Raw genomic sequence first — 24,638 nt, forward strand, 5'->3', positions numbered from 1 at the left:
ACGGGCGGGTGGCCCTCCCGAGGGACCGCCACCCGCCCGTATCCGTCTTCACAAGGCGCCGGGCTCGCCCGCCCGGCGCCGGCTCAGCTCGCGCTCGCCAGCGACAGCTTCGCGGCGAAGCCGAGGAACGCCGCACCCGCACCCGCGGACAGCCCGGCGGTCAGCCGCTTGCGGCGGCGGAAGGTCGCCGCCAGAAACGTCCCGCTGAAGATCAGGACCGACAGGTACGTGACGCTGAACAGCTGCGCCCAGGCCCCGAGCGCCAGGAAAGACAGCACCGGATGGGCATAGGACGGGTCGACGAACTGCACGAAGAAGGAGATGAAGAACAGGATCGCCTTCGGGTTGAGCAGGCTGACCACCAGCGCCCTGCGGTACGGCCGCTCCACGGTCTCCTTCGGCGCCTCGGACGCCCCGCCCCGCAGCTCGGCCCGGCGCGCCTCCCGGCCGCGCCACAGCGCCCAGGCGCCGCGCAGCATCCCGACCGCCAGCCACGTCAGATAGCCCGCGCCGGCGAACTTCACGACGGCGAACAGCACCGGGCTGGTCTGCAGCAGCGAGGCCACCCCGCCGGCCGACAGCGTCATCAGCACCGTGTCACCGCACAGCACCCCGGCTGCCGCCCGGTAGGCCACCCGCGGGCCGCGCCGGGCCGCCACCGACACGACGTACAGCGAATTCGGCCCCGGCAGCAGAATGATCAGCGCGAGACCCACCAGATACGTGGACAGATCCGTTATCCCCAGCATGTGCGGCAGGATCTCATCCCCCTGTCCGCCGCCTCACCGGCTTTTCATGATGCGGACTTGCGCCTCACGCGACGTGAGGACACATCGTGGAGCGCGTACCGAGAGGGGAGCGGAAGTGAGCTATTCGGTAGGACAGGTCGCCGCCTTCGCCGGTGTGACGGTGCGCACCTTGCACCACTACGACGAGATCGGGCTGCTGCTGCCCGGCGAACGCAACCCTGCGGGTCACCGGCGCTACGGCGAGGACGATCTGGACCGGCTGCAGCAGATCCTGTTCTACCGGGAGCTCGGCTTTCCGCTCGACGAGGTCGCGGCCCTCCTGGACGACCCGCACACGGATCCGCAGGACCATCTGCGGCGCCAGCACGGCCTGCTGACCGGGCAAATCGCCAGACTCCAGGAGATGGCCGCGGCCGTCGAACACGCGATGGAGGCACGCAGGATGAAGGTACGGCTCACACCGGAGGAGAAGTTCGAGGTCTTCGGGGACTTCGACCCCGATGACTACGCCGCGGAGGCCGAGGAACGCTGGGGCGGCACGGACGCCTACCAGGAGTTGCAGCGCAGGACGGCCGCGTACACCAAGGACGACTGGCAGCGGCTGACCGCCGAGTTCGACGCCCTGCACCGCACGATGGCGGACCTGCTCGCGCGGGACGTGCCGGCGGACTCCGAGGCGGCCATGGACGTCGCGGAGGAGCACCGGCGGTTCATCAGCGGTGCGTACTACGACTGCACCCACGAGGCTCACAGCGGACTCGGCGAGATGTATGTCGCGGACGAGCGGTTCACCGCCACCTACGAGGCCATCAGGCCCGGCCTCGCCGTCTATATGCGGGACGCGATGCTGGCCAACGCCGTCCGCCACCTGTGATCCGTTCGGGCCGGGAGCGCACCCGGCCCGTACGGCTCGCTTCCGCCGTGTGCGGCGGGGGCGGTGCGCCACCCGCCGCACACCCCGGTCCGGCGCTCAGCCCTGCGGGGAGAGCACCACGGCCGTCCCGTAGGCGCACACCTCGGTGCCCACGTCCGCGGCCTCCGTGACATCGAAGCGGAACATCAGCACCGCATTGGCACCGCGCGAGCGGGCCTGCTCCACCAGCCGTTCCATCGCCTGGTTACGGGTCTCGACCAGGGTCTTGGTCAGGCCCCGCAGCTCGCCGCCGATCATCGACTTCAGGCCCGCGCCGATCTGGCTGCCGAGGTGGCGCGAGCGCACGGTCAGGCCGAAGACCTCGCCGATGACACGTTCCACGTGAAACCCCGGGACGTCGTTGGTCGTGACCACCAGCACATCGGACTGCGCATGCTGCCCGCCGCCGTACTCCTCGATGCCCATGGCGCGCACCTCCTTGCGGCCAGCATCCCCCGGTCCGTCGGGCGCGGCCAGCGGTCGGGGGGCGCTCGGGTGGGGCCCCCGGGGCCCGCCTGGAACCAAGGGAGGCCGTGTGGCGTTGATAGTTTTGGGCCGCACACGCGCCTGCACCCTCGTCGCTTCGCTCGTCGCACCGCACGATCCGGCGCCCTCGACCCAGGAGCCTTCACCCCGTGAATACTCTCGCGCTCGGCCCTCAGTGGCTGGACCCGGACTATCTGATCGCGACCTTCGGCCTGGTCGGCGTCCTGGTCATCGTCTTCGCGGAGTCCGGCCTGCTGATCGGCTTCTTCCTGCCGGGCGACTCGCTGCTGTTCACCACCGGACTGCTGGTGACGACGAACAAGCTGGACCGGCCGCTGTGGCTGGTGTGTTCCCTGGTGGTGCTGGCCGCCGTCCTCGGCGACCAGGCGGGCTACCTTTTCGGCCGCAAGGTCGGCCCCTCGCTCTTCAAGCGCCCCGACTCCCGCCTCTTCAAGCAGGAGAACGTCGAGAAAGCGCATACGTTCTTCGAGAAGCACGGCCCCAAGTCGCTGATCCTGGCGCGCTTCGTACCGATCGTGCGGACCTTCACGCCGATCATCGCCGGTGTGAGCCGGATGAACTACCGCTCCTTCATCACCTTCAACCTGATCGGCGGCGCCCTGTGGGGCGCCGGCGTCACGCTGCTCGGCGCCTCGCTGGGGAACATCGCGTTCGTCCACCAGCACATCGAGCTGATCCTGGTCGCGATCGTCCTGGTCTCCGTCGTACCGATCGCCATCGAGTACCTCCGCGCCCGCGGCAAGGCCAAGAACGAGCAGCCCGCCCCGCCCCACCCGGCGGACCGCGCTCACGGCCCCGCCCAGGACACCCGCCGCGGCCGCCACGCCAAGCGCTGACCACCAGCCACCGGTCACCGGACCCGCGCAGCGGCAGACCGCTCGCCGCTGGGGGTGCCTCCCACGCCCTTCAGGCAGTGGGGGAGCCACGGCGGGACAGCCGAAAACCGCCGCGCCGCCGGCAAAGCGCACCGGACCGGTAGCCGAAACGTCGCCCCCGCGCACGCGCCGTCCACCCCTATCAGGCATCGTGTCCTTCGTATCCGTCAGGAGGCTTACGAGGAGAGCGAAGAACCGTGGCGTCGGACCCTCAACGCGGCCAGCGCGGCGCGAGCGGAAGTGGCAGCAGCAGCGGCGGCGGCCCGGACTCGGCAGATTCCGAGGAGCGCAAGCCCCAGCCGGACGAGGTGCACAGCGCCTTCACCCCGCCGCTGGGCGTGCCGTATCCGCCGCTGCCCGAGGACGAGCACCCCACCTCCGAGTTCGCGCTGCCCTCCGGCCTGCGCCCGGAGGCTCCCGCGGAGCAGGAGGGTTCGGCGTTCGCGCGGCCCAGCGGCACCACCGGCCAGACCCCGATGCCCGCCGGCTCCACCGCCCTCAGCTACGCCTTCACCCCGCCGCACGGCATCCCCGCCGTCCGCCTCACCAAGGAGGCGCCCTGGCAGGACCGTATGCGCACCATGCTGCGGATGCCGGTGGGGGAGCGGCCGGTCCCCGAACGCGTCGAGCGGGCCGACGACGAGACCGGCCCGGCCGTACCCCGCGTACTCGACCTGACGCTGCGTATCGGGGAGATCCTGCTCGCCGGCGGCGAGGGCGCCGAGGACGTCGAGGCCGCGATGTTCGGTGTGGCGCACGCCTACGGGCTGGAGCGCGTCGAGCCGACGGTCACCTTCACCCTGCTGTCGATCTCCTACCAGCCGTCGCTGGTCGACGATCCGGTCACGGCGAGCCGGACGGTGCGGCGCCGCGGCGTCGACTACAACCGGCTGTCCGCGGTCTTCCGGCTCGTCGACGAGATCGCGTCCGAGGGCATCACCCTCGAAGAGGCCTACCGCGGCCTCGCCGAGATCCGCCGTAACCGCCACCCCTACCCGAGCTGGGCGCTGACGGTGGCCTCCGGGCTGCTGTCCGGTGCCGCCTCCATGCTGGTCGGCGGTGAGCTGCTGGTGTTCGTCGCGGCCGCGGTGGGCTCCATGCTCGGCGACCGGCTGGCCTGGCTGGCGTCCGCGCGCGGGCTTCCGGAGTTCTACCAGTTCGTGGTCGCCGCGATGCCGCCCGCCGCGGTGGGCGTCGCGTTCGGTCTGGCGCACGCCAATGTGCAGGCGTCCGCGGTGATCACCGGTGGGCTGTTCGCGCTGATCCCGGGGCGGGCGCTGGTCGCCGGTGTCCACGACGGGCTGACCGGCTACTACATCACCGCCGCCGCCCGTCTGCTGGAGGTCGGCTACCTCATCGTCGGCATCGTCGTCGGCGTGCTCAGCGTGCTCTACATCGGTCTGCAGCTGAATCCCGGCCTGCGGCGGCTCAACCCCGAGCAGTCGCTGGGGGAGTACAACGTGCCGGTGGTGCAGATCGTGGCGGCCATGCTGCTGGCGCTGGCGTTCTGTGTGCTGCTCCAGCAGGAACGTCACACCGTGGCGTTTGCGACCCTGAACGGCGGCGTCGCCTGGGTCGTGTACGGCGCGCTCACCTACGTCGCCAAGATAAACGCCGTGCCCGCCACCGCGATCGCGGCCGGACTGGTCGGCCTGTTCGGCCAGTTGCTCTCCCGCTACCGCTATGCGTCCGCGCTGCCGTACGTGACCGCGGCCATCGGCCCGCTGCTGCCCGGTAGCGCCACGTACTTCGGCCTGCTCAACTTCGCCCAGGGACATCTGCCGCAGGGCCTGACGTCACTGGTCCAGGCCGCCTCGCTGGCGCTGGCCATCGCGGTGGGGGTCAACCTCGGCGCCGAGGTCGCCCGGCTGTTCCTGCGGGCGCCCGGCATCGAGGAGGCCGGCGGCCGCCGCGCCGCCAAGCGCACCCGCGGCTTCTAGCCGGCGCACCCCCGGCGGGCGGTGCACCGCCCGCGACACGCACAACGGGCGGCAACCCAACCGGGTGCCGCCCGTTCGCGTAAGAAAATCAGTCCGCGGACCCCGGCGCGTCGCGGTCACGAAAACCCCGCCGCGCGCCGGGACCGTACGGCTGTGTCAGTGCTTGCCGCCCTGCGCCTCGAGGCGCTTGTACGAGGCCTCGATCTCGGCCTCGGCCTCGGTGCGGCCGACCCAGTTGGCGCCCTCGACGGACTTGCCGGGCTCCAGGTCCTTGTAGACCTCGAAGAAGTGCTGGATCTCCAGGCGGTCGAACTCCGACACGTGGTGGATGTCCCGCAGGTGCTCCACCCGCGGGTCGGACGCCGGCACGCACAGCAGCTTGTCGTCGCCGCCGGCCTCGTCCGTCATCCGGAACATGCCGATGGCGCGGCACTTGATGAGGCAGCCGGGGAAGGTCGGCTCGTCCAGGATGACCAGCGCGTCCAGCGGGTCGCCGTCCTCGCCCAGGGTGTCCTCGACGAAGCCGTAGTCGGCCGGGTAGCTGGTCGAGGTGAAGAGTCGACGGTCCAGGCGGATCCGACCGGTCTCGTGGTCCACCTCGTACTTGTTCCGCGAACCCTTCGGGATCTCGATGGTGACGTCGAACTCCACGGGTGGCTCCTCCATGATCAACACATACGTCTGGTGATTAAGTGTCCCCCACGCAGGTGTGTGGTGGCGAAAGGGGCTGGTCCGAGGTGCCGGAGACCGGAAAGTGGCAGGTCAGATGGCAGTCGGCGCAGCGGTCCGGGCGGGCGGCGACGCGCGCGGCGGTCCGTGCGGCCGAGCGCGCGGCGGACGCGGCGCGCCGTACGGCCGAGGCCGCGCGGCATGCCTGGGAGGCCACACCGCGCCATACCCGGCAAACCTGGCGGCTGACGGCGGTCTCCGCAGCCACCGGCCTGGCGGTCGCGCTCGCCGCGGTGGCAGCGGCGGGGCCGTGGGACTCGGGTCAGCGTACGGCCGAGCGCGCACAGGCGGGCTCCATGGACGGTGCCAGTGGTGAGCATCACGCCGCCGACCCCGGACGGGCACCCAGCGCCCCGCCCGTCCTGCCCGCGCTCGGCGACGCGGCGCCCGGCTCCGCGGGCCGCGGCGCGGCCCCCGTGCCCACCGCGGCGGGACTGGCCGACGCGCTCTCCCCGCTGCTGAAGGACCCCGCGCTCGGCCCGCTGCGTACCGCCTCCGTCCTGGACGTCGCCGCGGGCCGCGAGGTCTTCGGCGAGGGCCAGGGCACGGCCGCCACCCCCGCCTCCACCGTCAAGCTCGCCACCGCCGTCGCCGCGCTCTCCGCGCTCGGCCCCGACCACCGCATCGACACCACCGTCGTCATGGGCGGCAAGAACCGCATCGTCCTGGTAGGCGGCGGCGACCCCACGCTCACCGCCCGCGCCCCGCAACACGGCGCCGAGGAACAGCCCGCGAATCTGCGCACCCTCGCCGACGCCACCGCCCGCGCCCTCAAGAAGCGCCACCTCACCAAGGTCGGCCTCGGCTACGACACCGACGCGTACACGGGTCCCGCCCTGCACCCCATCGGCCCGAACGAGAACATCGCCCCCGTCACCGCCCTGATGACCGACGAGGGACGTCTCGACGACAGCGACCACGGCACCGCTCCCCGCAGCACCGACCCGGCCCGCGACGCGGCCCGCACCTTCGCCGGACTGCTCCACGAGCGCGGCATCACGGTCGACGGCGGCCCGTCATACGCCAAGGCCCCCAAGAAGCCCGACCGGATCGCCACCGTCCGCTCGCTGCCGCTGTCCGCGCTCGTCGAGCGGATGCTCACCTACAGCGACAACGACATCGCCGAGGCACTGGCCCGCCAGACCGCCCTCGCCCTGCGGCAGCCGCCCGGCTTCGCCGGCGCCGGAAAGGCCGTCCGCACCGCGCTCGCCCGGCAGCACCTGCCCCTGTCCGGCGCGGTCTTCGAGGACGGCAGCGGCCTGGACCGCGACGACAAGGTCACTGCCGCCCTGCTCTCCCACCTCCTGCTGCAGGCCTCGTCGCCCGACCGGCCCGCACTGCGCCCCGTCCTCACCGGCCTCCCGGTGGCCGCCTTCACCGGCACCCTCAGCAACCGCTACCGGGGCCAGAGCGCCGGCGCCGGCGCCGTACGCGCCAAGACCGGCACCCTCACCGGCGTGAACACCCTGGCCGGCACCGTCGTCGACGCCGACGGCCGGCTCCTGGTCTTCTCCTTCATGACCACCGGCACCACCGACCCCCAAGGCGCCCAGAACGCCCTCGACAAACTCGCCTCGGCGGTAGCGAATTGCGGCTGCCGCTGAGTCCCGCGAGGGTGGCTCTCCCGCCGTGGGGGTCTGTCGCCGTTCTTCGCCCGCTGCGCGGGCCCGTCACCTCCCGTGGGTGGGGTGTTGTCCGGTTGGTGCGGGTGCTCGTGGGTGGTTCGGTGCGGCGGAGGTCCGCAGTCCGCTACCCCCACGCCATGCGCCCACGTACGGTGAACTCATGACGAGCATCGGTGGGACCGAGATGGTCGACTGGAACCTCGCGGTCGCGACCGCGACCCGGTTCGTACGGCCGGGGCCAGAGGTGAGCCGGGACGAGGCGCGCGCGATCGTCGCCGAGCTGCGCAAGCACGCCAAGTCCTCCGAGGCGCACGTCCGGGCCTTCACGCGGATGGCACAGCCCGACGCGACGGGCGAGGCGCCGCATGACACGCCGGTCCTCGTCGTGGACCGGCCCGGCTGGATCAAGGCGAACGTCGCCGGTTTCCGGGCCGTGCTCAAGCCGCTGCTGGCCAAGATGGAGGACCGCCGCTCGGCGCTCCCCGGCGGCGCGGTGCTCGGCGCGGTGGGCGGCAAGGTGACCGGCGTGGAGCTGGGCATGCTGCTGTCGTTCCTGGCCTCGCGGGTCCTCGGCCAGTACGAGACCTTCGCCCCGGCCTCCCGGGACCTGCCGGCGGGGGCACAGGGCGGCCGGCTGCTGCTCGTCGCGCCCAACATCGTGCACGTGGAGCGCGAGCTGGAGGTGGAACCGCACGACTTCCGGCTGTGGGTGTGCCTCCACGAGGAGACCCACCGCACCCAGTTCACCGCCGTGCCCTGGCTGCGGGACCACATCGAGGGCGAGATCCAGGCGTTCCTGGGCGAGACGGACATCGATCCGGGCACTCTCCTGGAGCGGCTGCGCGAGGCCGCCCAGTCGCTGGCCGGCGCCAAGCCCGAGGGTGAGGAGGGCGAGGAGGAGAGCAGCCGCTCCCTCGTCGATCTCGTCCAGACGCCCGCGCAGCGCGAGATCCTGGGCCGGCTGACGGCGGTGATGTCCCTGCTGGAGGGCCACGCCGACTACGTGATGGACGGCGTGGGCCCCGATGTCGTGCCGTCGGTCGCCGAGATCCGTGAGAAGTTCCAGAAGCGCCGGGCCAGCGGCGCCGGGCGGCTGGACCAGGCGCTGCGCAAGCTGCTCGGCCTGGACGCCAAGCTGCGGCAGTACCGCGACGGCGAGCGGTTCGTCAGCGCGGTCGTCGAGGAGGTCGGGATGGACGGCTTCAACCGCGTCTGGACGTCGCCGAACACCCTCCCGACCAAACAAGAGATCGCCAAACCGGCGGACTGGGTCGCGCGGGTGCACCGCAAAGCGGACGGGGCACCGTAATCGAACGACGTGAGCTGGGCACACCGGGTGGCAGTAGCGCGCCCCTTCAATCACCCGTCTGAGGGACCGATACGGATGGATAGGCGTGCAATGCTCGGGGAACCGCTCGCCTCTGTCACCATCTAGGCACTCTGTGTGACCAAGATGCCCTCACCGGCGGGCTCCCAGCTGAACGATTGGAAACGGACATGGGTCCCCATCCAGCGGTCGCCGCGATACGCCTGGCGGTCCGCCGCGTACTCCACGACGTCCTCACCCACCACTGCGCGCAGGACCGGCACGAGCCCCCGCTCGTGCTCGTCGCCTGCTCCGGCGGCGCCGATTCGATGGCGCTCGCCTCCGCCCTCGCCTTCGAGGCCCCCAAGCTCGGGGTCCGCGCCGGGGGCGTCACCATCGACCACGGCCTCCAGGAGGGCTCGGACCTCCGCGCCGCCGAGGTCGCCCTGCGGCTGCGGGGCCTGCGACTGGACCCCGTCGAGGTCGTCGCCGTCGATGTGGACCAGCCGAACAGGGTGGCGCACGGCACCGCGTACCGGGGTGGTGGCGGGCGAGGGGCGGGCGGACCGGAAGCCGCCGCCCGTGACGCTCGTTACGCCGCCCTGGACGCCACCGCCGAGCGCCACGGCGCCACCGCGGTCCTCCTCGGCCACACCCGCGACGACCAGGCGGAAACGGTGCTGCTCGGTCTCGCCCGGGGTTCCGGGACCCGCTCGCTCTCCGGTATGGCGGCGACCAGCGGCAGGGACGGCCGCTACCGCCGGCCCTTCCTCGACGTGGACCGCCAGACCGCCCGCAAGGCCTGCCTGATCCAGTCGCTGCCCGTCTGGGACGACCCGCACAACACCGACCCCGCCTACACCCGCTCACGCCTCCGCCACGAGGGCCTGCCCGCCCTGGAGAAGGCGCTCGGCAAGGGCGTCGTCGAGGCGCTGGCCCGTACCGCCCAGCTCTCCCGTGACGATGCCGATGCGCTGGATGCCTGGGCCGCCGACGCGGAGGGCACGGTCCTCGACGACACCGGCACCCTCGACATCGCCGCTCTCTTCGCCCTGCCCCCCGCGGTGCGCCGCCGGGTGCTGCGCCGGGCAGTCATCGCCGCCGGCGCACCGGCCGGTTCGCTCTTCGCCCGCCACATCGAAGAAGTGGACCGGCTGATCACGGCCTGGCGGGGGCAGGGAGCCATCAACCTCCCCGGGCGAGTGGGTGTGCGACGGCAGGGTGGCAGACTGGTGATCCGGCAGGGCTGAGCCGCAGACGCTGCCCCGCATCCGAAGTCTCACGACTGACGCGAACACCGAACAGAGCGAGAGTGGCACGGGTGGACGACAAGGACATGGGCTCCGACCTTCAGTCGGTTCTCATCAGCAAGGAAGAGATCGACGCGAAGCTGGCTGAGCTGGCCGCGAAGATCGACGCGGAGTACGCGGGCAAGGACCTGCTCATCGTCGGTGTCCTCAAGGGCGCCGTGATGGTCATGGCGGACCTGGCGCGCGCGCTGTCCACCCCCGTCACGATGGACTGGATGGCCGTGTCGTCGTACGGCGCGGGCACCCAGTCCTCCGGTGTGGTCCGCATCCTCAAGGACCTCGACACCGACATCAAGGGCAAGCACGTCCTGATCGTCGAGGACATCATCGACTCCGGCCTGACGCTGTCGTGGCTGCTGTCGAACCTCGGCTCGCGGGAGCCGGCCTCGCTGGAGGTCTGCACGCTGCTGCGCAAGCCGGACGCGGCCAAGGTCGCCATCGACGTGAAGTGGATCGGCTTCGACATCCCCAACGAGTTCGTGGTGGGGTACGGCCTCGATTTCGCGGAGAAGTACCGCAATCTGCCGTTCGTCGGTACTCTCGCGCCGCACGTCTACGGCGGCTGAGGGCGCTCCGTGTGCCCGTCCGGCCGGCGTGGCCGGACGGGGCCCGGCCCGGCTGCCGCGGGGCGGCGGGAACCCTTCGGGGCCGCCCGCCGTTGGAGCAGGGAGAGCGGAATCCCCGGCTTCGTGTTCACCCTCGGCGCAGGCGCCGGGTGACAATGCTGGGGTACCGTCCGAAGGCAGTTCTTTTTCGGGCCAGTAATACACCGTACGCACGACCAGCCCTCCCAAGGGCGTTGTGCCTCACTGTGGCAGGAGGGACGGGGCCTCAGCGGCTCCGTATGGATGGACGTGAAGCGATACTTCCGTGGGCCGGTCATGTGGATCGTGCTGGCCGTCCTCGCCGTGGTCGTGTTGATGCAGGTCGTCGGCTCGTCCGGCGGCTACAAGACGGTGGACACCGGTCAGGTCGTCAAGGCGATCGCTGACAACAAGGTGAAATCCGCCGAGCTGACGACCGGTGACGAGAACAAGATCAAGGTCGAGCTGTCGGGCTCCTACAAGATCGACGGCTCCAACAAGCTCCAGGCGAGCTACATCGGCGACCAGGGCGTCGATGTGGCCAAGAACCTGCAGGCCAAGTACCAGACCGGCGAGATCAAGGACGGGTACACCGTCTCCCCGTCGAAGCAGAACCCCTTCGTCTCGGTGCTGCTGTCGCTGCTCCCCTTCGTCCTCATCGTGGTCGTCTTCCTGTTCCTGATGAACCAGATGCAGGGCGGCGGCTCCCGGGTGATGAACTTCGGGAAGTCGAAGGCGAAGCTGATCACCAAGGACACCCCCAAGACGACGTTCTCGGACGTCGCGGGGTCGGACGAGGCGGTCGAAGAGCTCCACGAGATCAAGGAGTTCCTGCAGGAGCCGGCGAAGTTCCAGGCCGTCGGCGCCAAGATCCCCAAGGGTGTGCTGCTGTACGGCCCGCCCGGAACGGGCAAGACGCTGCTGGCGCGTGCCGTCGCCGGCGAGGCGGGTGTCCCGTTCTACTCGATCTCTGGCTCCGACTTCGTCGAGATGTTCGTCGGTGTCGGTGCCTCCCGTGTCCGTGACCTCTTCGAGCAGGCCAAGACGAACGCCCCGGCGATCGTCTTCGTCGACGAGATCGACGCCGTCGGCCGGCACCGTGGTGCGGGGCTGGGCGGTGGCCACGACGAGCGCGAGCAGACCCTCAACCAGCTCCTGGTCGAGATGGACGGCTTCGACGTCAAGGGCGGCGTGATCCTGATCGCCGCCACGAACCGTCCGGACATCCTCGACCCGGCGCTGCTGCGCCCCGGCCGTTTCGACCGGCAGATCGCCGTCGACCGTCCGGACCTGCAGGGCCGCCTCGAAATCCTCAAGGTCCACCAGAAGGGCAAGCCGGTCGCCCCGGACGTCGACCTCTCGGCCGTCGCCAAGCGCACCCCCGGCTTCACCGGTGCCGATCTGTCGAACGTCCTCAACGAGGCCGCGCTGCTGACGGCCCGGAGCGACGAGAAGCTGATCAACAACCACTTCCTGGACGAGGCGATCGACCGCGTCGTGGCCGGCCCGCAGAAGCGGACCCGGATCATGTCCGAGAAGGAGAAGAAGATCACCGCGTACCACGAGGGCGGACACGCCCTGGTCGCGGCGGCCTCACCGAACTCCGACCCGGTGCACAAGATCACGATCCTGTCCCGCGGCCGGGCCCTGGGCTACACCATGGTCCTGCCCGACGAGGACAAGTACTCCACGACCCGCAACGAGATGCTGGACCAGCTGGCGTACATGCTGGGCGGCCGCGCGGCCGAGGAGCTGGTCTTCCACGACCCGACCACGGGTGCCGCCAACGACATCGAGAAGGCCACCGCAACGGCCCGCGCGATGGTCACGCAGTACGGCATGACCGAACGGCTCGGCGCGATCAAGTTCGGGACCGACAACTCCGAGCCCTTCCTGGGCCGTGAGATGGGTCACCAGCGCGACTACTCGGAAGAGGTCGCCGCGCTGGTCGATGAGGAAGTCAAGAGGCTCATCGAGACCGCGCACAACGAGGCGTGGGAGATCCTGGTCGAGAACCGCGATGTGCTGGACAACCTGGTGCTGACGCTGCTGGAGAAGGAGACCCTCAACAAGGAGGAGATCGCCGAGCTCTTCAAGCACGTGGTCAAGCGCCCGGCCCGCCCGGCCTGGACCGGCTCCTCGCGCCGTACGCCCTCCAGCCGCCCGCCGGTGCTCTCGCCGCGGGAGCTGGCCCCGGCCAACGGCTCGGTGACCACGACCGCCACCGTTTCCACGGAGAAGGCGGAGGCTCCCGAGGAGCAGCGTCCCGAGAGCTGATCCCCGGGCCCACGGCCCCGGAATAAATGCCGCGCCCCCCAGGCTTAATCTGGGGGGCGCGGCATTCCGCGATTCCACCGCGATCACGAGCGGGCGCAGAAGGAACGAGGCACCACATGACCGACCCTGTGACGCTGGGCGTCGACGGCAAGATCGGCACATTCGACGAGAAGCGCGCCGAGAACGCCGTTCGCGAGCTGCTCATCGCGGTGGGCGAGGACCCGGACCGAGAGGGACTGCTGGAGACGCCGGCCCGGGTGGCGCGGGCGTACAAGGAGATCTTCGCCGGGCTGTGGCAGAAGCCGGAGGACGTGCTCACCACGACGTTCGACCTCGGTCATGACGAAATGGTGCTGGTCAAGGACATCGAGCTGGTATCGAGCTGTGAGCACCACCTGGTGCCGTTCGTCGGTGTGGCGCATGTGGGATACATCCCGTCCGCCGACGGCAAGATCACCGGCCTGTCCAAGCTGGCCCGGCTGGTCGATGTCTACGCCCGGCGCCCGCAGGTCCAGGAGCGTCTGACCACGCAGATCGCGGACTCGCTGATGGAGATCCTGGAGCCGCGCGGCGTGATCGTCGTCATCGAGTGCGAGCACATGTGCATGACCATGCGCGGCGTACGCAAGCCGGGAGCCAAGACGACGACGTCGGCCGTCCGCGGCCAGCTGCGCGACGCCGCCACGCGCGCCGAGGCGATGAGCCTGATACTCGCCCGCTGAGGCGAGGAGCCTGCTGCTCCGCCCCTTGGGGCGCGTGCCCGGTACTCGTTCGCCGAGGCGCGTGCCCGGTACTCGCCCGCCATGGCGTATGCCTCGGCCTGCCCGCGGCCGGGCCCCTCAGACGCTGCTGAGGAACCCGGCCGCGGGCAGGCCGTACGGGACGCGCACCGCCCCGTCAGGCCTTGAGGTGATTGCCCAGCCACTCCAGGGCGGCCGGGATCTCGCGGCGCCAGGTGTTGAAGTTGTGGCCGCCGCTGTCGAGGATGATCGACGAGACCCGGCTCGGTGACTTCGTCTGCTGGATGAACCGCAGCGTCTGGTGGTAGTTGCCCTCCCCCTGTTTGCTGCTGGTGACCAGCAGGTTCACCTCGGGGGCCGGCAGGTGCTGCTGACGCCAGAGCAGGTTGTTCTCGCGCTGCAGCTGCGGGTTGCCGCCGAAGAGGTCGCCGGTGGTGGCGTCGAGGGGGGCCTTGTAGGCGCCGGAGAGGGCGACGGCGCTGGAGTACGCGTCGGGGTGGCGCATGGTCATCTTCAGCGCGCAGTAGCCGCCGGTGGAGTCACCGATGACACCCCAGCTCTTGGCCTCGCGCCCTATTCGGTAGTGCCCGGCGATATCCGCGCGCAGGTCCTTGGTGAAAAAGGTCTCGGTCTGCGGGCCGCGCGGTATGTCCATGCACTCGGTGTCGCGGGGCGGCGCGACCGTCGGACGCATCATCACCAGGACGGTCGGCTGCATCTTGTGTTTCTTGAGCAGTGCGTGCTGGGTCTGCGGGAAATGCAGCTTTTTGTAGAGCGCCTGGGCGGTGCCCGGATACCCGGTGAGCACCAGCGCCGCCGGGAAATTCTTGTGCGCGTATTCCTTCTGGAAGTACTGCGGGGGCAGATAGACAAAGGCAGGGCTGGCGATACGGGAGTGTTCGCCCTGGATCAGCACCTTGTCGATGCGGCCGCCGACCGCCGGGCGTGCCCCGTTCCGGACGCTGACCCGCTCGGTGCCCAGCATCTGCAGCTTGGTGCCGTTCGGCCCGGTTTGGTAATTGGTGACCACACCCGGCTCCTGCTCCTGGCCGAAGAGGTCGGCCCAGGACGCGTAGAACCCGAACGAGTTGTTGGCGGACAGGCCGATCACGGCGAAAAGCGAAAGCTGGGTCGCCAGCAGGAGTCCGACACGGCCGAGGACAGCGCGCCAGTTCCCCTTGGCCAGGCGAGGCCAGAGCCAAACGGTGAGGACGAACAGTGCCACCGCAACGAGGACGGCAAGAAGCAGCACTTTCTTGCTGGTGAGACCCATGTGGTGCTTTCTTCCGGGCGGCCGGGCCATCCGTACCGCTGGTGGAACCCCGAGCCCTGAAACGCCGTCATACAGGGCGCATAAAGTCCAGATGCTGCGACAAGGCTCGCACGTTCTCTCGACCGGGGCGACGGGAAAGTGATGTCTGACAGGCTAGATGGCGAGAAGTCGGAGAAGGTTGCGTGGCGTCCGCCACGCTGGCTCCGCGGTCCGCGGCCCGAAGCGGTGCCGGGGTGCGTCGGTACGGCCGGTGTGGTCGTCGGCCTGTTGAACCTCGCCGCCGGGATGTTCCCGCGGTTCCGGCACAGCCGGGTGCACGCCCTCGCGGAGGTGCTGCCGGGCGCGGTGAGCCCGCTGGCGGCCGCCGCCTCCCTCGTCGTGGGCATCCTGCTGCTCCTTTTGGCCCACGGGCTCAAACGGCGTAAGCGGCGGGCCTGGGGAGCGGCCGTGGCGCTGCTCCCGGTGGGGATCGCCGCTCAGCTGGTCTACCGCCACTCCGTGTTCGGCGCGGTGCTCTCGCTGGCCCTGCTGGCGTTCCTGGTGTGGCACCGCAGGGAGTTCGCGGCGCTGCCCGACCCGCGCAGCCGCTGGAAGGCGCTGGCCAACTTCGTCGTGCTCGGCGGTGCCGCTTTCGGCATCGGCATGATCATCGTCAGTTCCCACCCCAACAAGATCATCGGTTCGCCCTCCGTCTGGGACCGCGTCCAGCACGTCCTGTGGGGCCTGTGCGGCTTCGAGGGCCCGATCGGCTACACCCAGCAGGTGGACTACACCGTCGGCTACTCCCTCGGCGCGCTCGGCCTGCTGACCGTCGCCACCACCGCCTACCTCGCCTTCCGCCCCGAGCACCCGGCGGCCCGGCTGACCGACGACGACGAGCAGCAACTGCGTGAACTGCTCGCCCGGCACGGTGCCCGTGACTCGCTCGGCTACTTCGCGCTGCGCCGCGACAAGGGCGTGGTCTTCTCCCCGACCGGCAAGGCCGCGGTCTGCTACCGGGTGATCTCCGGGGTGATGCTCGCCAGCGGCGACCCGATAGGCGATGTCGAGGCCTGGCCGGGCGCCATCGAGCGCTTCATGGCGGAGGCCAAGGCGCACTCCTGGACCCCGGCGGTCACCGGCTGCAGCGAGACCGGCGGCCAGGTGTGGACCCGGGAGACCGGGATGGACGCGCTGGAGCTCGGCGACGAGGCGATCGTGGAGGTGGCCGACTTCACCCTGGCCGGCCGCGCGATGCGCAACGTACGGCAGATGGTCAAGCGCATCGAGCGCAACGGTTACGAGACCCGGGTGCGGCGGGTGCGCGATCTGGACCCGGCCGAGCTGGCGCGGATCCAGCAGGCCGCGGACGCCTGGCGGGACACCGACACCGAGCGCGGCTTCTCCATGGCGCTGGGCCGGATCGATGCGGTGGCCGACGGCGACGGGGTGATCGCGACCGCCCACCTGCCGGTCGCCGAGGGCGAGGCGCCCGGCCCGTACGGGGACCTGAAGGCGATGCAGTACTTCGTGCCGTGGGGCGACAGCGGGATCTCCCTGGAGCGGATGCGGCGCGACCGCAGCGCCGACCCCGGCATGAACGAGCTGCTGATCGTCGCCACGCTGCAGGCCGCCCCGGACCTCAAGATCAAGCAGATGTCGCTGAACTTCGCGGTCTTCCGCTCCTCTCTGGAGCGCGGCGAGAAGCTGGGCGCCGGGCCGGTCATCCGGGTCTGGCGCGGGCTGCTGGTCTTCCTGTCCCGCTGGTACCAGATCGAGTCCCTGTACAAGTTCAACGACAAGTTCCGGCCACGCTGGGAGCCCCGCTTCGTGGTCTTCCGCAACAGCCGTGACATCCCCCGGATCGGTCTGGCGGCGATGCAGGCCGAGGGCTATCTGGAGCTGAACCTGCCGCGCATCTTCCGGCGCCGGAAGCCCGCCGAGCCGCGGCCGTGCGTGCACACGCCGGAGCCGGTCAGGGCGGCGGGCGCGGTCGAGCGGGCGGCCTGACCGGCTGCCGGACCAGGCGCCGGAGGGCGCCGTTCCGCGTCGCCCGGAGGGTGCCGCCGTCCGGGCGGTCCCGCAGCCGACGGCAGCAATCCGGCCGGTCGGCACACGGCCTAGGCTGGTGCCATGAGTACCTTGCGTGGCCGGGTGGCCGGACTGCCGGACTGGGGACGCTGCGCGGTGATGGGCGTCGTCAATGTGACGCCTGATTCGTTCTCCGACGGCGGTGACTGGTTCGATACCGAACTCGCCGTCAAACACGGTCTCGACCTGGTGGCGCAGGGCGCCGACATGGTGGACGTGGGCGGTGAGTCGACCCGGCCGGGCGCGGCGCGGGTGGACGAGGCCGAGGAGCTGCGCCGGGTCGTCCCGGTCGTCCGGGAGCTTGCCGCCGCCGGTGTCGTGGTCTCCGTCGACACCATGCGCGCCTCGGTCGCCGAACAGGCCGTGGAGGCCGGGGCGCGCCTGGTCAACGACGTCAGCGCAGGCGCCGCCGACCCGGCGATGGTGTCCGTGGTGGCCACCCACCACGTCCCGTTCGTGGTGATGCACTGGCGGGGCCAGTCCATCGACATGAACAACCGCGCCGTCTACGAGGACGTGGTCGCCGAGGTCGTCGACGAACTCGCCCGGAGCGTGGAGCGTGCGGTGGCCGGCGGGATCGACCCGGACCGGATCGTCATCGACCCCGGCCTGGGCTTCGCCAAGAAGGCGGAGCACGATCTCGCGCTGGTCGCCGGGCTGGCGCGGCTGCGGGCGCTGGGCCGTCCGTTGCTGGTGGCGGCATCGAGGAAACGGTTCCTGGGCAGGGTGCTGGCAGGGGGCGAGGGAGCTGCCCCGCCGCCGGCCCGGGAGCGGGACGCGGCGACGGCGGCGGTGTCGGCGATCGTGGCGCGAGAGGGGGCCTGGGCGGTGCGGGTGCACGAGGTCAGGGCGAGCGCGGACGCGGTACGGGTGGCCCGTGCCGTGGAGGACGCGGCGGCGGCCCGGCGTGGCGAAACGGCCGGTGCGGCCGGTGCGGGTGAGATGAGCGACACGACGGCGAACACGACGGGAACGGTGTGAGCGGCTTGGGCCCACGGACGGACATCGAGCTGGTCGAGCAGGCGAACACCACGCTGTACGAGACCATCGAGCGCGGCGATCACGAGGCGCTGTCCGAACTGTGGCTGGACGGACAGGTGAGTGTGGTCCACCCCGGGTGGCCGGTGCTGCGGGGGCGCGGCGAGGTGCTGCGCTCGTACGCCCTGATCATGGCGAACACCGAGTACATCCAGTTCTTCCTCACCGATGTGGAGATCGATGTCGTCGGTGACACCGCGCTGGTGACCTGCACCGAGAACATCCTCAGCGGCGGGCCCGCGGAGGACGACGGCTCGGTGGGGCCGCTGATCGGCCAGCTGGTCGTGGCGACCAATGTCTTCCGGCGTACGGAGGACGGCTGGCGGGTGTGGTCGCACCACGGCTCGCCGGTGCTGGCGGACCGTGACGAGGAGGACGAGGACGACGAGGCCGGGGGCGACGGCGACGAGGACGCCCTCTGAGCCCGCTGCCCGGCGCGGTACGCCCCGGGGCGCGACCGGGGCGCGGACCGGGGTGTGAGCCTCGCCATGCCGCCCGCCCTTGCGTCCGGGGCGCCGCCTGCTCCGTCGTCAGTGGCGGGGGTCAGCCATCCGGGCGAGGGCGCACCCGTTCGAGCCAAGTGCGGCACGGGTAGGGGTGGGGCGTGGGCAGGGGGGTAAGAGGCCGCGCGGACGATCTCCCGGTTTGCCGGATGCGGTCCCGAAGGGCGGCCTCTAGCAGCAGGACGGGGTCTTGTCCATAGCCCCCGTAGGCGAGGAGTGTCGTTCCTCGAAGGTAGATTCGACGCCGGGGCAGTGTTGCCGGATCGCTCCGGCGGCTGCCCGGAATCCGACGAACAGTGGCGCCAGAGGTGCCCGTGGACCAGTGGGAGTGATTCGCGTGGATCGTGTCGCGCTGCGTGGGCTGAAGGCCCGGGGCCACCACGGGGTGTTTCCCCGGGAGCGCGAGGAAGGGCAGACCTTCATCGTCGACCTGGTGCTCGGCCTGGACACCCGCCCGGCAGCGGCCGCCGACGATCTCGCGAAGACCGTGCACTACGGCGTTGTGGCCGAAGAGGTGGTGGCCGTCGTGCAGGGCGAGCCCGTTGACCTCATCGAGACCCTGGCGGAGCGCATCGCCGGCCAGTGCCTCAAGCACGAGGGCGTGCAGGAGGTGGAGGTGGTGGTGCACAAGCCGGACGCGCCCATCACCGTCCCCTTCGATGACGTGACCATCACCATCACTCGGAGCCGAGTATGAATTCCGCCCGTCAGCCGACCACCACCACTGAGGGCAGCGCCGTGCGGCGCCCCCAGCCCGGTGACCCGACCGTACAGCCGGTGCCCGCCTCCGTCGTGGAGCAGGTGGACGCCGCGGATGTGACGCTCTCCAACCCCAAACGCGCGGTGATCTCGCTCGGCAGCAACCTCGGCAACCGCCTGGAGACGCTGCAGGGCGCCGTCGACGCGCTGGAGGACACCCCCGGTCTGCGGGTCAAGGCGGTCTCCCCGGTCTACGAGACCGAGCCGTGGGGTGTGGCCCCGGGTTCCCAGCCGACGTACTTCAACGCCGTGGTGCTGATCAAGACGACGCTGCCGCCGGCCTCCCTCCTGGAGCGCGGGCACGCCATCGAGGAGGCCTTCGAGCGGGTCCGCGACGAGCAGTGGGGTCCGCGCACGATCGACGTCGACATCGTGGCGTACCAGGATGTGCTCTCCGACGACCCGCGGCTGACGCTGCCGCACCCGCGCGCCCATGAGCGGGCGTTCGTGCTGGCGCCCTGGCACGACATCGACCCGGAGGCGGAGGTTCCGGGGCACGGTGCGGTGGCCGCGCTGCTGTCGGCCGTCGGCCGCGACGGGGTGGCGCCGCGGGCGGACCTGGAACTGCGACTGCCGGAGTAGCCGTTAGGGTTGCGGGTCGGTTCCCTGCGGGATGCATGCGTACGGGACGGACAAGGCGGCCATAACGGCAAGAATGGTCGCCGTGCAGGGATGGTCATGACGGCGCGAGGGGCGATCGCTCGGTGAAGCAGCTACACATCAAGGTGCTGGTCGGGCTGTTTCTGGCGGCCGGGGTGCTGGCATGGGGAGGCGCCCGGCTGTGGGACTCCCTCGGCACCCTCCCCAGCGTTCCGGTGGCCGCGCCGATCGTGCTGGCACTGATCGCCGCGGTGCTCGCCGCCACCGCGCTCGCGCTCCGGGCGCGGCTGCGGGCACAGCGCGAGCGCCGGCCGGGCGCCAAGGGCGTCGATCCGCTGGTGGCCGCCCGTGCGGTGGTCTTCGGCCAGGCGAGCGCGCTGGTGGCGTCGCTGGTCGCGGGGCTGTACGGCGGCGTCGGCGTGTTTTTGCTGACCACCGGCCTTGATGCCGTGGCGCGCCGGGACCAGGCGATCTACGCGGGTCTGTCGGTGGCCGCCGGGGTGGCGGTGGTCGCCGCGGCGATCTTCCTGGAGCGGGTGTGCAAGCTCCCGGAGGACGACGGCAACGGGAACGGCGGGGCCGACGTGTCGGTGTGAGGCCGGGGCGGTCGGCGGGGTGGCTTGAGGCCCCAGGGAATGGCGTACGGCCCGGCGCGGCAGCTGTATGAGGTGGACTCCCGCTCGCGCTGCCCGCGTTGGCGGCCGGGCCACGGGTCACCACGGCCTGAAGGGTGGCGATGACGGCCATCGCGGTATGAACCGGCCCTGGAGAAGGTCCGAATCGATGTCGTCCGGAATGCGCCTCCACCCCTCGCCGAATTCCCCGAGGCGAAGAAGAACGGCACCAAGGCGAAGCCCGTCGCCTCCGGCGGGTGTTTCTTCCCGATCACCTCGAATCGCACCGTCGATGCCGAACGGCTCAACCCCGCGGATGTCGCACGGGCTTGTGCGGAGTCCGGGGGACTGGTCACGAAGTAACCAGCGGGAAACGGATTGGTGTGTGAGGCCCCATAGATCCCGCACGCACGGTAAGTTTCTGGCCATGCCACGAGGACGCCACCGCCAATCACCACCCCTCCACCGGCTGCTTCCTCCCGCGACGGTCGCCGGTGCGTCGATAGCCTGCGCCGCGGGCGCGTGGTTTACCGGCGACGATCTGGTGCAACGGGTGCTCGCCGCGGGCGCGGCGGCCGCCGCCCTCACCGGCGCCGTCCTTCTGCGGACCTGGGACCGTGCGGCCGGCCGACGGGTCGCCGAACTGGACCGCGCCCGGGTGCGCGACGAGTGGCGCACCGAGGAGCGGATAGCCGAGCTCGAAACGGATCTGGAGGAATCCCGCGAGCGCCGCGCCGCCATGGAAGCCAAACTCCGTGCCAAGCGCGCCGAGTTGGCCCGGCTGCGCAGCGAACACGCCGCCCTGCTGCGCCGTTACGCCACCGCCGAGACCGAGCGGGCCAGCGCCCTGGAGGGCCGCCGGCTGCTCGCCATCGAGGCCGCCGCCCCGGCCAAGGCGCTGCCGGCCGCCGCCGCTCTGCCCCGCGCGCTCGACTTCGTCCGCGCAGGGAAGTCCTCGACGGCTTCGGTCCCGGTCCGGCGCGACCCCACCGCGAACGGCGACGGCCAGGCTCCGGCCGCATCCCCGGCCCGGGCCACCGCGACCTTCGCCCAGGCCGACCGGGCCCTGCGTCAGCTGGCCCGCAACGCCGCCCGGCAGCGCACCGCCCAGAAGGCCGCACGCCTGGCACGGGACGGCGCCGGTTCCGGGGCCGAAGGGACCACCCCGTCCGGGCCGCCCGCGGCCCGCGATGCCGGGGAGGGCCAGGACGGTGAGAACGGCCGGGGGAACCCGTCGGCGGCCACCGCACAGCGCACGGGCGACGCACCAGCCCGTACGGCCGCCGCCTCCGGACCCGCGCTCCGCCCGGTCCCGGCCACCGCCACCGCCCTCGCCCCGCCCCGCCCCGCCACCTCCCGCGCACAGGGCGGCTTCGACTTCTTCGGCAACGCGACCGCTGCCGGCTCCCGGGAGCTGAACAGGCCGCTGGAGGACGACCTGGCGGATGTCGTCGGCGACGAGGCGCTTGCCGAACAGTCGGCCCGTGCACGGGCGCGTACGGCCCGCGCGGCCCGCACGGACGCGCGTCCGCAGCCGTCCACGGCGGACGACGCGGCGGACGGCGAACACTCCCGTGACGGGAACGCCCGCGAGGGGCAGCCCCGCGACGAGCAGCAGGCGGACGGCGAGCGCCCGGACGAGCGGACCGACGGCGCCACGACCGCGGGCACCGGCGAAGTCATCGACCTGACCGCGCACGACGAGACCGAGCAGTTCGAGTTCGGCGCCCTGCGCAGCGCCATCTCCTGACCCCGCGCTGACGGCCGCCCGGCCCCGGAGCGTTCACCGGCTCCGGGGCCGGGCGGCTTTCGGCAGGCCGAGGCGGCCGTGACGAGCAGGGCGGCCAGGCGACCGTCCCGGCTACTTGTCGATGTCCCCGACGACGAAGAAGAACGAGCCGAGAATGGCGACCATGTCGGCGACCAGCGTGCCCGGCAGCAGCTCCACCAGCGCCTGGATGTTGTTGAACGACGCCGAGCGCAGCTTGAGGCGGTAGGGGGTCTTGTCGCCCTTGGAGACGAGGTAGTAGCCGTTGATGCCGAGGGGGTTCTCGGTCCAGGCGTACGTCGCGCCCTCGGGGGCCTTCAGCACCTTCGGCAGCCGCTGATTGACCGGCCCGGGCGGCAGCTGTGCGATCCGGTCCATGCAGGCATCGGCGAGATCGAGCGCGTTGTGGCTCTGCTCCAGCAGGCATTCGAAGCGGGCCAGGCAGTCGCCCTCCTCGCGGGTGACCACCTTGAGCGTGGACTGCAGCTCCCCGTACGCCAGATACGGCTCGTCGCGCCGCAGGTCGAAGTCCACACCGGACGCCCGCGCGATCGGCCCGGAGACGCCGTAGCCGTGCACCGTCTCCGGCGCGAGCACCCCGACCCCGCGGGTCCGGCCGCGGAAGATCTCGTTGCCCAGGACCAGGTTGTCGAAGACGTCCATCCGGGAGCGCACCTCGGCGACGGCGTGCCGCGCCCGGCCGAGCCAGCCCGCCGGCAGGTCCTCCTTGAGGCCGCCGACGCGGTTGAACATGTAGTGCATCCGGCCGCCGGAGATCTCCTCCATCACGGACTGGAGCTCTTCCCGCTCGCGGAAGGCGTGGAAGACGGGGGTGATCCCGCCGAGCTCCAGGGGGTACGAGCCCAGGAACATCAGGTGGTTCAGCACCCGGTTCAGCTCGGCGAGCAGCGTCCGCAGCCATACGGCGCGCTCCGGCACCTCCATGCCGAGCATCCGCTCGACGGCCAGCACCACGCCCAGCTCGTTGGAGAACGCCGACAGCCAGTCGTGCCGGTTGGCGAGCATGATGATCTGGCGGTAGTCGCGTGCCTCGAAGAGCTTTTCGGCGCCGCGGTGCATATAGCCGATCACCGGCTCGGCGTGCTGGATGCGCTCGCCGTCCAGGACGAGGCGCAGCCGCAGCACGCCGTGCGTCGAGGGATGCTGCGGGCCGATGTTCAGCACCATGTCGGTGCTCTCCGCCGCGCCGCCGATGCCGACCGTCGTCTCCGTCATGGGAACAGTCTTGCAGCACCCCGGCGCGGGAGCCGCCCTGGCCCTCAGGCGGCGTCCGCCGGCCCGAGCAGGCCCGCGCACGCCCCGCCCACCGGCTCCAGGAGCCAGCCGAAGCCGCCGAGGCCCGCCGGATCGGTCAGCTCCGCCGCGTCCCCGGCCGCGCTCAGGGCCCGTACGTAGCCGGCGGGGTCGGTGGCGGCCATGGCCAGCGGCGGACGGCGGCCGTCCACCCCCAGGGCGCGCAGCGCCGCGCGCTGGGTGAGCCGCTGCGCCGACGGGCCGGCGCAGGCGTCCAGCGCCACATGCGCCGTGATGTCGCAGCTCCCGTCCGGTACGGGCGCCACTTCGCGGCCGTCGCGGAAGCCGGTGAGCGTGCCGAAGAGCGGCCGGTCGTCCCGCTCGTGCGCATAGTCGACGGCGACCGCGAGCCCGGCGCGCAGCGTACGGACGGCCTGCGCCCAGGCCTCGTCCCGGGGCCGGCCGATCTCGGCACGCAGCCCCGGGGAGGCGGCATCCGGGGCGCTCCCGGCGCCGCCCGCGGGCGGGAGCGCCCACCACCGGCCCAGCCACTGTGCGTCCGCGCCGTCCACAGGATCGCCCAGCCGCTCCGTGCCGTCGGCGCGTACGAGAACCCGGCGCGGCACCCCGTCCGCGTCCGTCTCGACGACATCCACCGGCACATTGTCGAGCCATTCGTTCGCGAACAGCAGGCCGGTGACCGAGCCCGGGGCCGGCAGCTCGCTGCGCCAGGCGATCCGCGGATCGAGGCCCCGGGGGCGCGCGGCGCGCTCGACCGCGCACGGGCGCAGCCGCGCGGCCACCTCGTCGGGCAGCGCGGCCAGCACACCGGTCAGCAGCTCGCCGCGCCCCGCGCCCACATCGACCAGCGCCAGCTCGTCCGGACGGCCCAGCGCGGTGTCCACCCGGCACAGGAGGGTGGCGACGGCTTCGGCGTACAGGGGGGAGGCGTGCACGGAGGTACGGAAATGGCCGGCCGGACCGGGGCCCCCGGGGCGCGTGTAGAAGCCGTCACCGGGGCCGTACAGCGCCCGTTCCGTGGCCTCGCGCCACCCGCACCACTCGTTCGTCACCCGGCCCACGGTACGGGCGGGCGGCGCCCCGCGCGGACGGGGTGGTACACGGGCCGTCCCCCCTTCCCACACATTCGGCGCATGGAGCCTCCACCTTGGGGAGTAGGCCCGGCGCGCAGGATCGCTCCTCC

General features: G+C 71.5%; 22 protein-coding genes. 16 read left to right on the top strand and 6 right to left on the bottom strand.

Annotation, left to right across the window (positions count from 1 at the left end):
* Positions 1-83 precede the first annotated feature (83 nt).
* Positions 84-749 carry a leucine efflux protein LeuE gene (gene leuE, locus CFW40_RS19955; protein ID WP_088799181.1) on the bottom strand — a complete coding sequence of 222 codons (666 nt, stop codon included), beginning with the start codon at positions 747-749 and terminating at the stop codon, positions 84-86.
* A gap of 115 nt (positions 750-864) precedes the next feature.
* On the opposite strand from leuE, the gene CFW40_RS19960 reads away from it, so the two are divergent.
* Entirely contained in the window at positions 865-1,623 is a 759-nt protein-coding gene (locus CFW40_RS19960) for a MerR family transcriptional regulator (protein ID WP_088799182.1), read from the top strand.
* Between the two features lie 96 nt (positions 1,624-1,719).
* On the opposite strand, the gene CFW40_RS19965 is transcribed toward CFW40_RS19960, so the two are convergent.
* Positions 1,720-2,088: a YbjQ family protein gene (locus CFW40_RS19965; RefSeq protein ID WP_088799183.1), complete on the bottom strand. Its 369-nt coding sequence runs from the start codon at positions 2,086-2,088 to the stop codon at positions 1,720-1,722.
* A gap of 209 nt (positions 2,089-2,297) precedes the next feature.
* Between CFW40_RS19965 and CFW40_RS19970 the strand changes: the two genes are divergently transcribed.
* On the top strand, positions 2,298-3,005 hold the full coding sequence (locus tag CFW40_RS19970; protein WP_088799184.1) for a DedA family protein: 708 nt from the start codon (positions 2,298-2,300) through the stop codon (positions 3,003-3,005).
* 236 nt (positions 3,006-3,241) lie between these two features.
* A complete protein-coding gene (locus CFW40_RS19975) occupies positions 3,242-4,984 on the top strand; it encodes a threonine/serine exporter family protein (protein WP_088799185.1) in 1,743 nt (580 codons plus the stop codon).
* A gap of 156 nt (positions 4,985-5,140) precedes the next feature.
* Here CFW40_RS19975 and CFW40_RS19980 read toward each other — a convergent pair whose 3' ends face one another.
* Entirely contained in the window at positions 5,141-5,635 is a 495-nt protein-coding gene (locus CFW40_RS19980; protein WP_088799186.1) for an inorganic diphosphatase, read from the bottom strand.
* 86 nt (positions 5,636-5,721) lie between these two features.
* Between CFW40_RS19980 and dacB the strand changes: the two genes are divergently transcribed.
* The 6 genes from dacB (at position 5,722) to folE (ending at position 13,537) form a co-directional block, all read left to right on the top strand.
* The gene (gene dacB / locus CFW40_RS19985; protein ID WP_088799187.1) at positions 5,722-7,317 is read left to right on the top strand and encodes a D-alanyl-D-alanine carboxypeptidase/D-alanyl-D-alanine-endopeptidase; all 1,596 of its coding nucleotides are present in this window, start codon (positions 5,722-5,724) and stop codon (positions 7,315-7,317) included.
* Between the two features lie 181 nt (positions 7,318-7,498).
* On the top strand, positions 7,499-8,647 hold the full coding sequence (locus CFW40_RS19990; protein ID WP_088799188.1) for a zinc-dependent metalloprotease: 1,149 nt from the start codon (positions 7,499-7,501) through the stop codon (positions 8,645-8,647).
* Between the two features lie 188 nt (positions 8,648-8,835).
* Positions 8,836-9,894 carry a tRNA lysidine(34) synthetase TilS gene (tilS, locus tag CFW40_RS19995; RefSeq protein ID WP_088799189.1) on the top strand — a complete coding sequence of 353 codons (1,059 nt, stop codon included), beginning with the start codon at positions 8,836-8,838 and terminating at the stop codon, positions 9,892-9,894.
* Between the two features lie 86 nt (positions 9,895-9,980).
* A complete protein-coding gene (hpt, locus tag CFW40_RS20000; protein WP_030077134.1) occupies positions 9,981-10,520 on the top strand; it encodes a hypoxanthine phosphoribosyltransferase in 540 nt (179 codons plus the stop codon).
* A 282-nt stretch (positions 10,521-10,802) separates the two neighbouring features.
* Positions 10,803-12,815 carry an ATP-dependent zinc metalloprotease FtsH gene (ftsH, locus tag CFW40_RS20005; protein WP_088799190.1) on the top strand — a complete coding sequence of 671 codons (2,013 nt, stop codon included), beginning with the start codon at positions 10,803-10,805 and terminating at the stop codon, positions 12,813-12,815.
* Positions 12,816-12,931: 116 nt separating this feature from the next.
* Positions 12,932-13,537: a GTP cyclohydrolase I FolE gene (folE, locus tag CFW40_RS20010; protein ID WP_088799191.1), complete on the top strand. Its 606-nt coding sequence runs from the start codon at positions 12,932-12,934 to the stop codon at positions 13,535-13,537.
* Positions 13,538-13,712: 175 nt separating this feature from the next.
* Here the strand turns inward: folE and CFW40_RS20015 are convergent, their stop codons facing one another.
* A complete protein-coding gene (locus CFW40_RS20015) occupies positions 13,713-14,828 on the bottom strand; it encodes an esterase family protein (RefSeq protein ID WP_088799192.1) in 1,116 nt (371 codons plus the stop codon).
* Between the two features lie 141 nt (positions 14,829-14,969).
* Here CFW40_RS20015 and CFW40_RS20020 point away from each other — a divergent pair, with 141 nt between their 5' ends.
* The 7 genes from CFW40_RS20020 to CFW40_RS20050 all read left to right on the top strand — a co-directional run bounded on the left by CFW40_RS20020 (position 14,970) and on the right by CFW40_RS20050 (position 22,162).
* Positions 14,970-16,817, top strand: a complete 1,848-nt coding sequence (locus tag CFW40_RS20020) for a phosphatidylglycerol lysyltransferase domain-containing protein (RefSeq protein ID WP_088799193.1) — start codon at positions 14,970-14,972, stop codon at positions 16,815-16,817.
* A gap of 123 nt (positions 16,818-16,940) precedes the next feature.
* On the top strand, positions 16,941-17,879 hold the full coding sequence (gene folP, locus CFW40_RS20025; RefSeq protein ID WP_256331374.1) for a dihydropteroate synthase: 939 nt from the start codon (positions 16,941-16,943) through the stop codon (positions 17,877-17,879).
* A 5-nt stretch (positions 17,880-17,884) separates the two neighbouring features.
* Positions 17,885-18,358 carry a nuclear transport factor 2 family protein gene (locus tag CFW40_RS20030; protein WP_088802230.1) on the top strand — a complete coding sequence of 158 codons (474 nt, stop codon included), beginning with the start codon at positions 17,885-17,887 and terminating at the stop codon, positions 18,356-18,358.
* A gap of 418 nt (positions 18,359-18,776) precedes the next feature.
* A complete protein-coding gene (gene folB, locus CFW40_RS20035) occupies positions 18,777-19,136 on the top strand; it encodes a dihydroneopterin aldolase (protein WP_088799195.1) in 360 nt (119 codons plus the stop codon).
* The gene (gene folK / locus CFW40_RS20040; RefSeq protein ID WP_256331373.1) at positions 19,133-19,780 is read left to right on the top strand and encodes a 2-amino-4-hydroxy-6-hydroxymethyldihydropteridine diphosphokinase; all 648 of its coding nucleotides are present in this window, start codon (positions 19,133-19,135) and stop codon (positions 19,778-19,780) included. The genes folB and folK overlap by 4 nt, the downstream gene beginning before the upstream one ends.
* 122 nt (positions 19,781-19,902) lie before the next feature.
* Positions 19,903-20,394, top strand: coding sequence for a DUF3180 domain-containing protein (locus tag CFW40_RS20045; RefSeq protein ID WP_088799196.1), 492 nt, complete (start codon positions 19,903-19,905; stop codon positions 20,392-20,394).
* A gap of 445 nt (positions 20,395-20,839) precedes the next feature.
* A complete protein-coding gene (locus CFW40_RS20050; RefSeq protein ID WP_256331372.1) occupies positions 20,840-22,162 on the top strand; it encodes a hypothetical protein in 1,323 nt (440 codons plus the stop codon).
* Between the two features lie 111 nt (positions 22,163-22,273).
* Here CFW40_RS20050 and CFW40_RS20055 read toward each other — a convergent pair whose 3' ends face one another.
* Positions 22,274-23,416 (bottom strand): NADH-quinone oxidoreductase subunit D, encoded by a 1,143-nt coding sequence (locus tag CFW40_RS20055; protein ID WP_088799198.1) that lies wholly within the window; start codon positions 23,414-23,416, stop codon positions 22,274-22,276.
* Between the two features lie 44 nt (positions 23,417-23,460).
* Positions 23,461-24,507 (bottom strand): SAM-dependent methyltransferase, encoded by a 1,047-nt coding sequence (locus tag CFW40_RS20060; protein WP_088799199.1) that lies wholly within the window; start codon positions 24,505-24,507, stop codon positions 23,461-23,463.
* Positions 24,508-24,638: the final 131 nt, after the last annotated feature.

Source organism: Streptomyces sp. 2114.4 (assembly GCF_900187385.1).
Lineage (GTDB): Bacteria > Actinomycetota > Actinomycetes > Streptomycetales > Streptomycetaceae > Streptomyces > Streptomyces mooreae.

What these genes read in the sequence shown, in the direction of transcription:
- leuE (WP_088799181.1), bottom strand. Translation starts at nt 749, where the DNA reads ATGCTGGGGATAACGGATCTGTCCACGTATCTGGTGGGTCTCGCGCTG.
- CFW40_RS19965 (WP_088799183.1), bottom strand. Translation starts at nt 2,088, where the DNA reads ATGGGCATCGAGGAGTACGGCGGCGGGCAGCATGCGCAGTCCGATGTG.
- CFW40_RS19990 (WP_088799188.1), top strand. Translation starts at nt 7,499, where the DNA reads ATGACGAGCATCGGTGGGACCGAGATGGTCGACTGGAACCTCGCGGTC.
- tilS (WP_088799189.1), top strand. Translation starts at nt 8,836, where the DNA reads ATGGGTCCCCATCCAGCGGTCGCCGCGATACGCCTGGCGGTCCGCCGC.
- hpt (WP_030077134.1), top strand. Translation starts at nt 9,981, where the DNA reads ATGGGCTCCGACCTTCAGTCGGTTCTCATCAGCAAGGAAGAGATCGAC.
- ftsH (WP_088799190.1), top strand. Translation starts at nt 10,803, where the DNA reads ATGGACGTGAAGCGATACTTCCGTGGGCCGGTCATGTGGATCGTGCTG.
- folE (WP_088799191.1), top strand. Translation starts at nt 12,932, where the DNA reads ATGACCGACCCTGTGACGCTGGGCGTCGACGGCAAGATCGGCACATTC.
- CFW40_RS20015 (WP_088799192.1), bottom strand. Translation starts at nt 14,828, where the DNA reads ATGGGTCTCACCAGCAAGAAAGTGCTGCTTCTTGCCGTCCTCGTTGCG.
- CFW40_RS20020 (WP_088799193.1), top strand. Translation starts at nt 14,970, where the DNA reads ATGTCTGACAGGCTAGATGGCGAGAAGTCGGAGAAGGTTGCGTGGCGT.
- folP (WP_256331374.1), top strand. Translation starts at nt 16,941, where the DNA reads ATGAGTACCTTGCGTGGCCGGGTGGCCGGACTGCCGGACTGGGGACGC.
- folK (WP_256331373.1), top strand. Translation starts at nt 19,133, where the DNA reads ATGAATTCCGCCCGTCAGCCGACCACCACCACTGAGGGCAGCGCCGTG.
- CFW40_RS20050 (WP_256331372.1), top strand. Translation starts at nt 20,840, where the DNA reads ATGCCACGAGGACGCCACCGCCAATCACCACCCCTCCACCGGCTGCTT.
- CFW40_RS20055 (WP_088799198.1), bottom strand. Translation starts at nt 23,416, where the DNA reads ATGACGGAGACGACGGTCGGCATCGGCGGCGCGGCGGAGAGCACCGAC.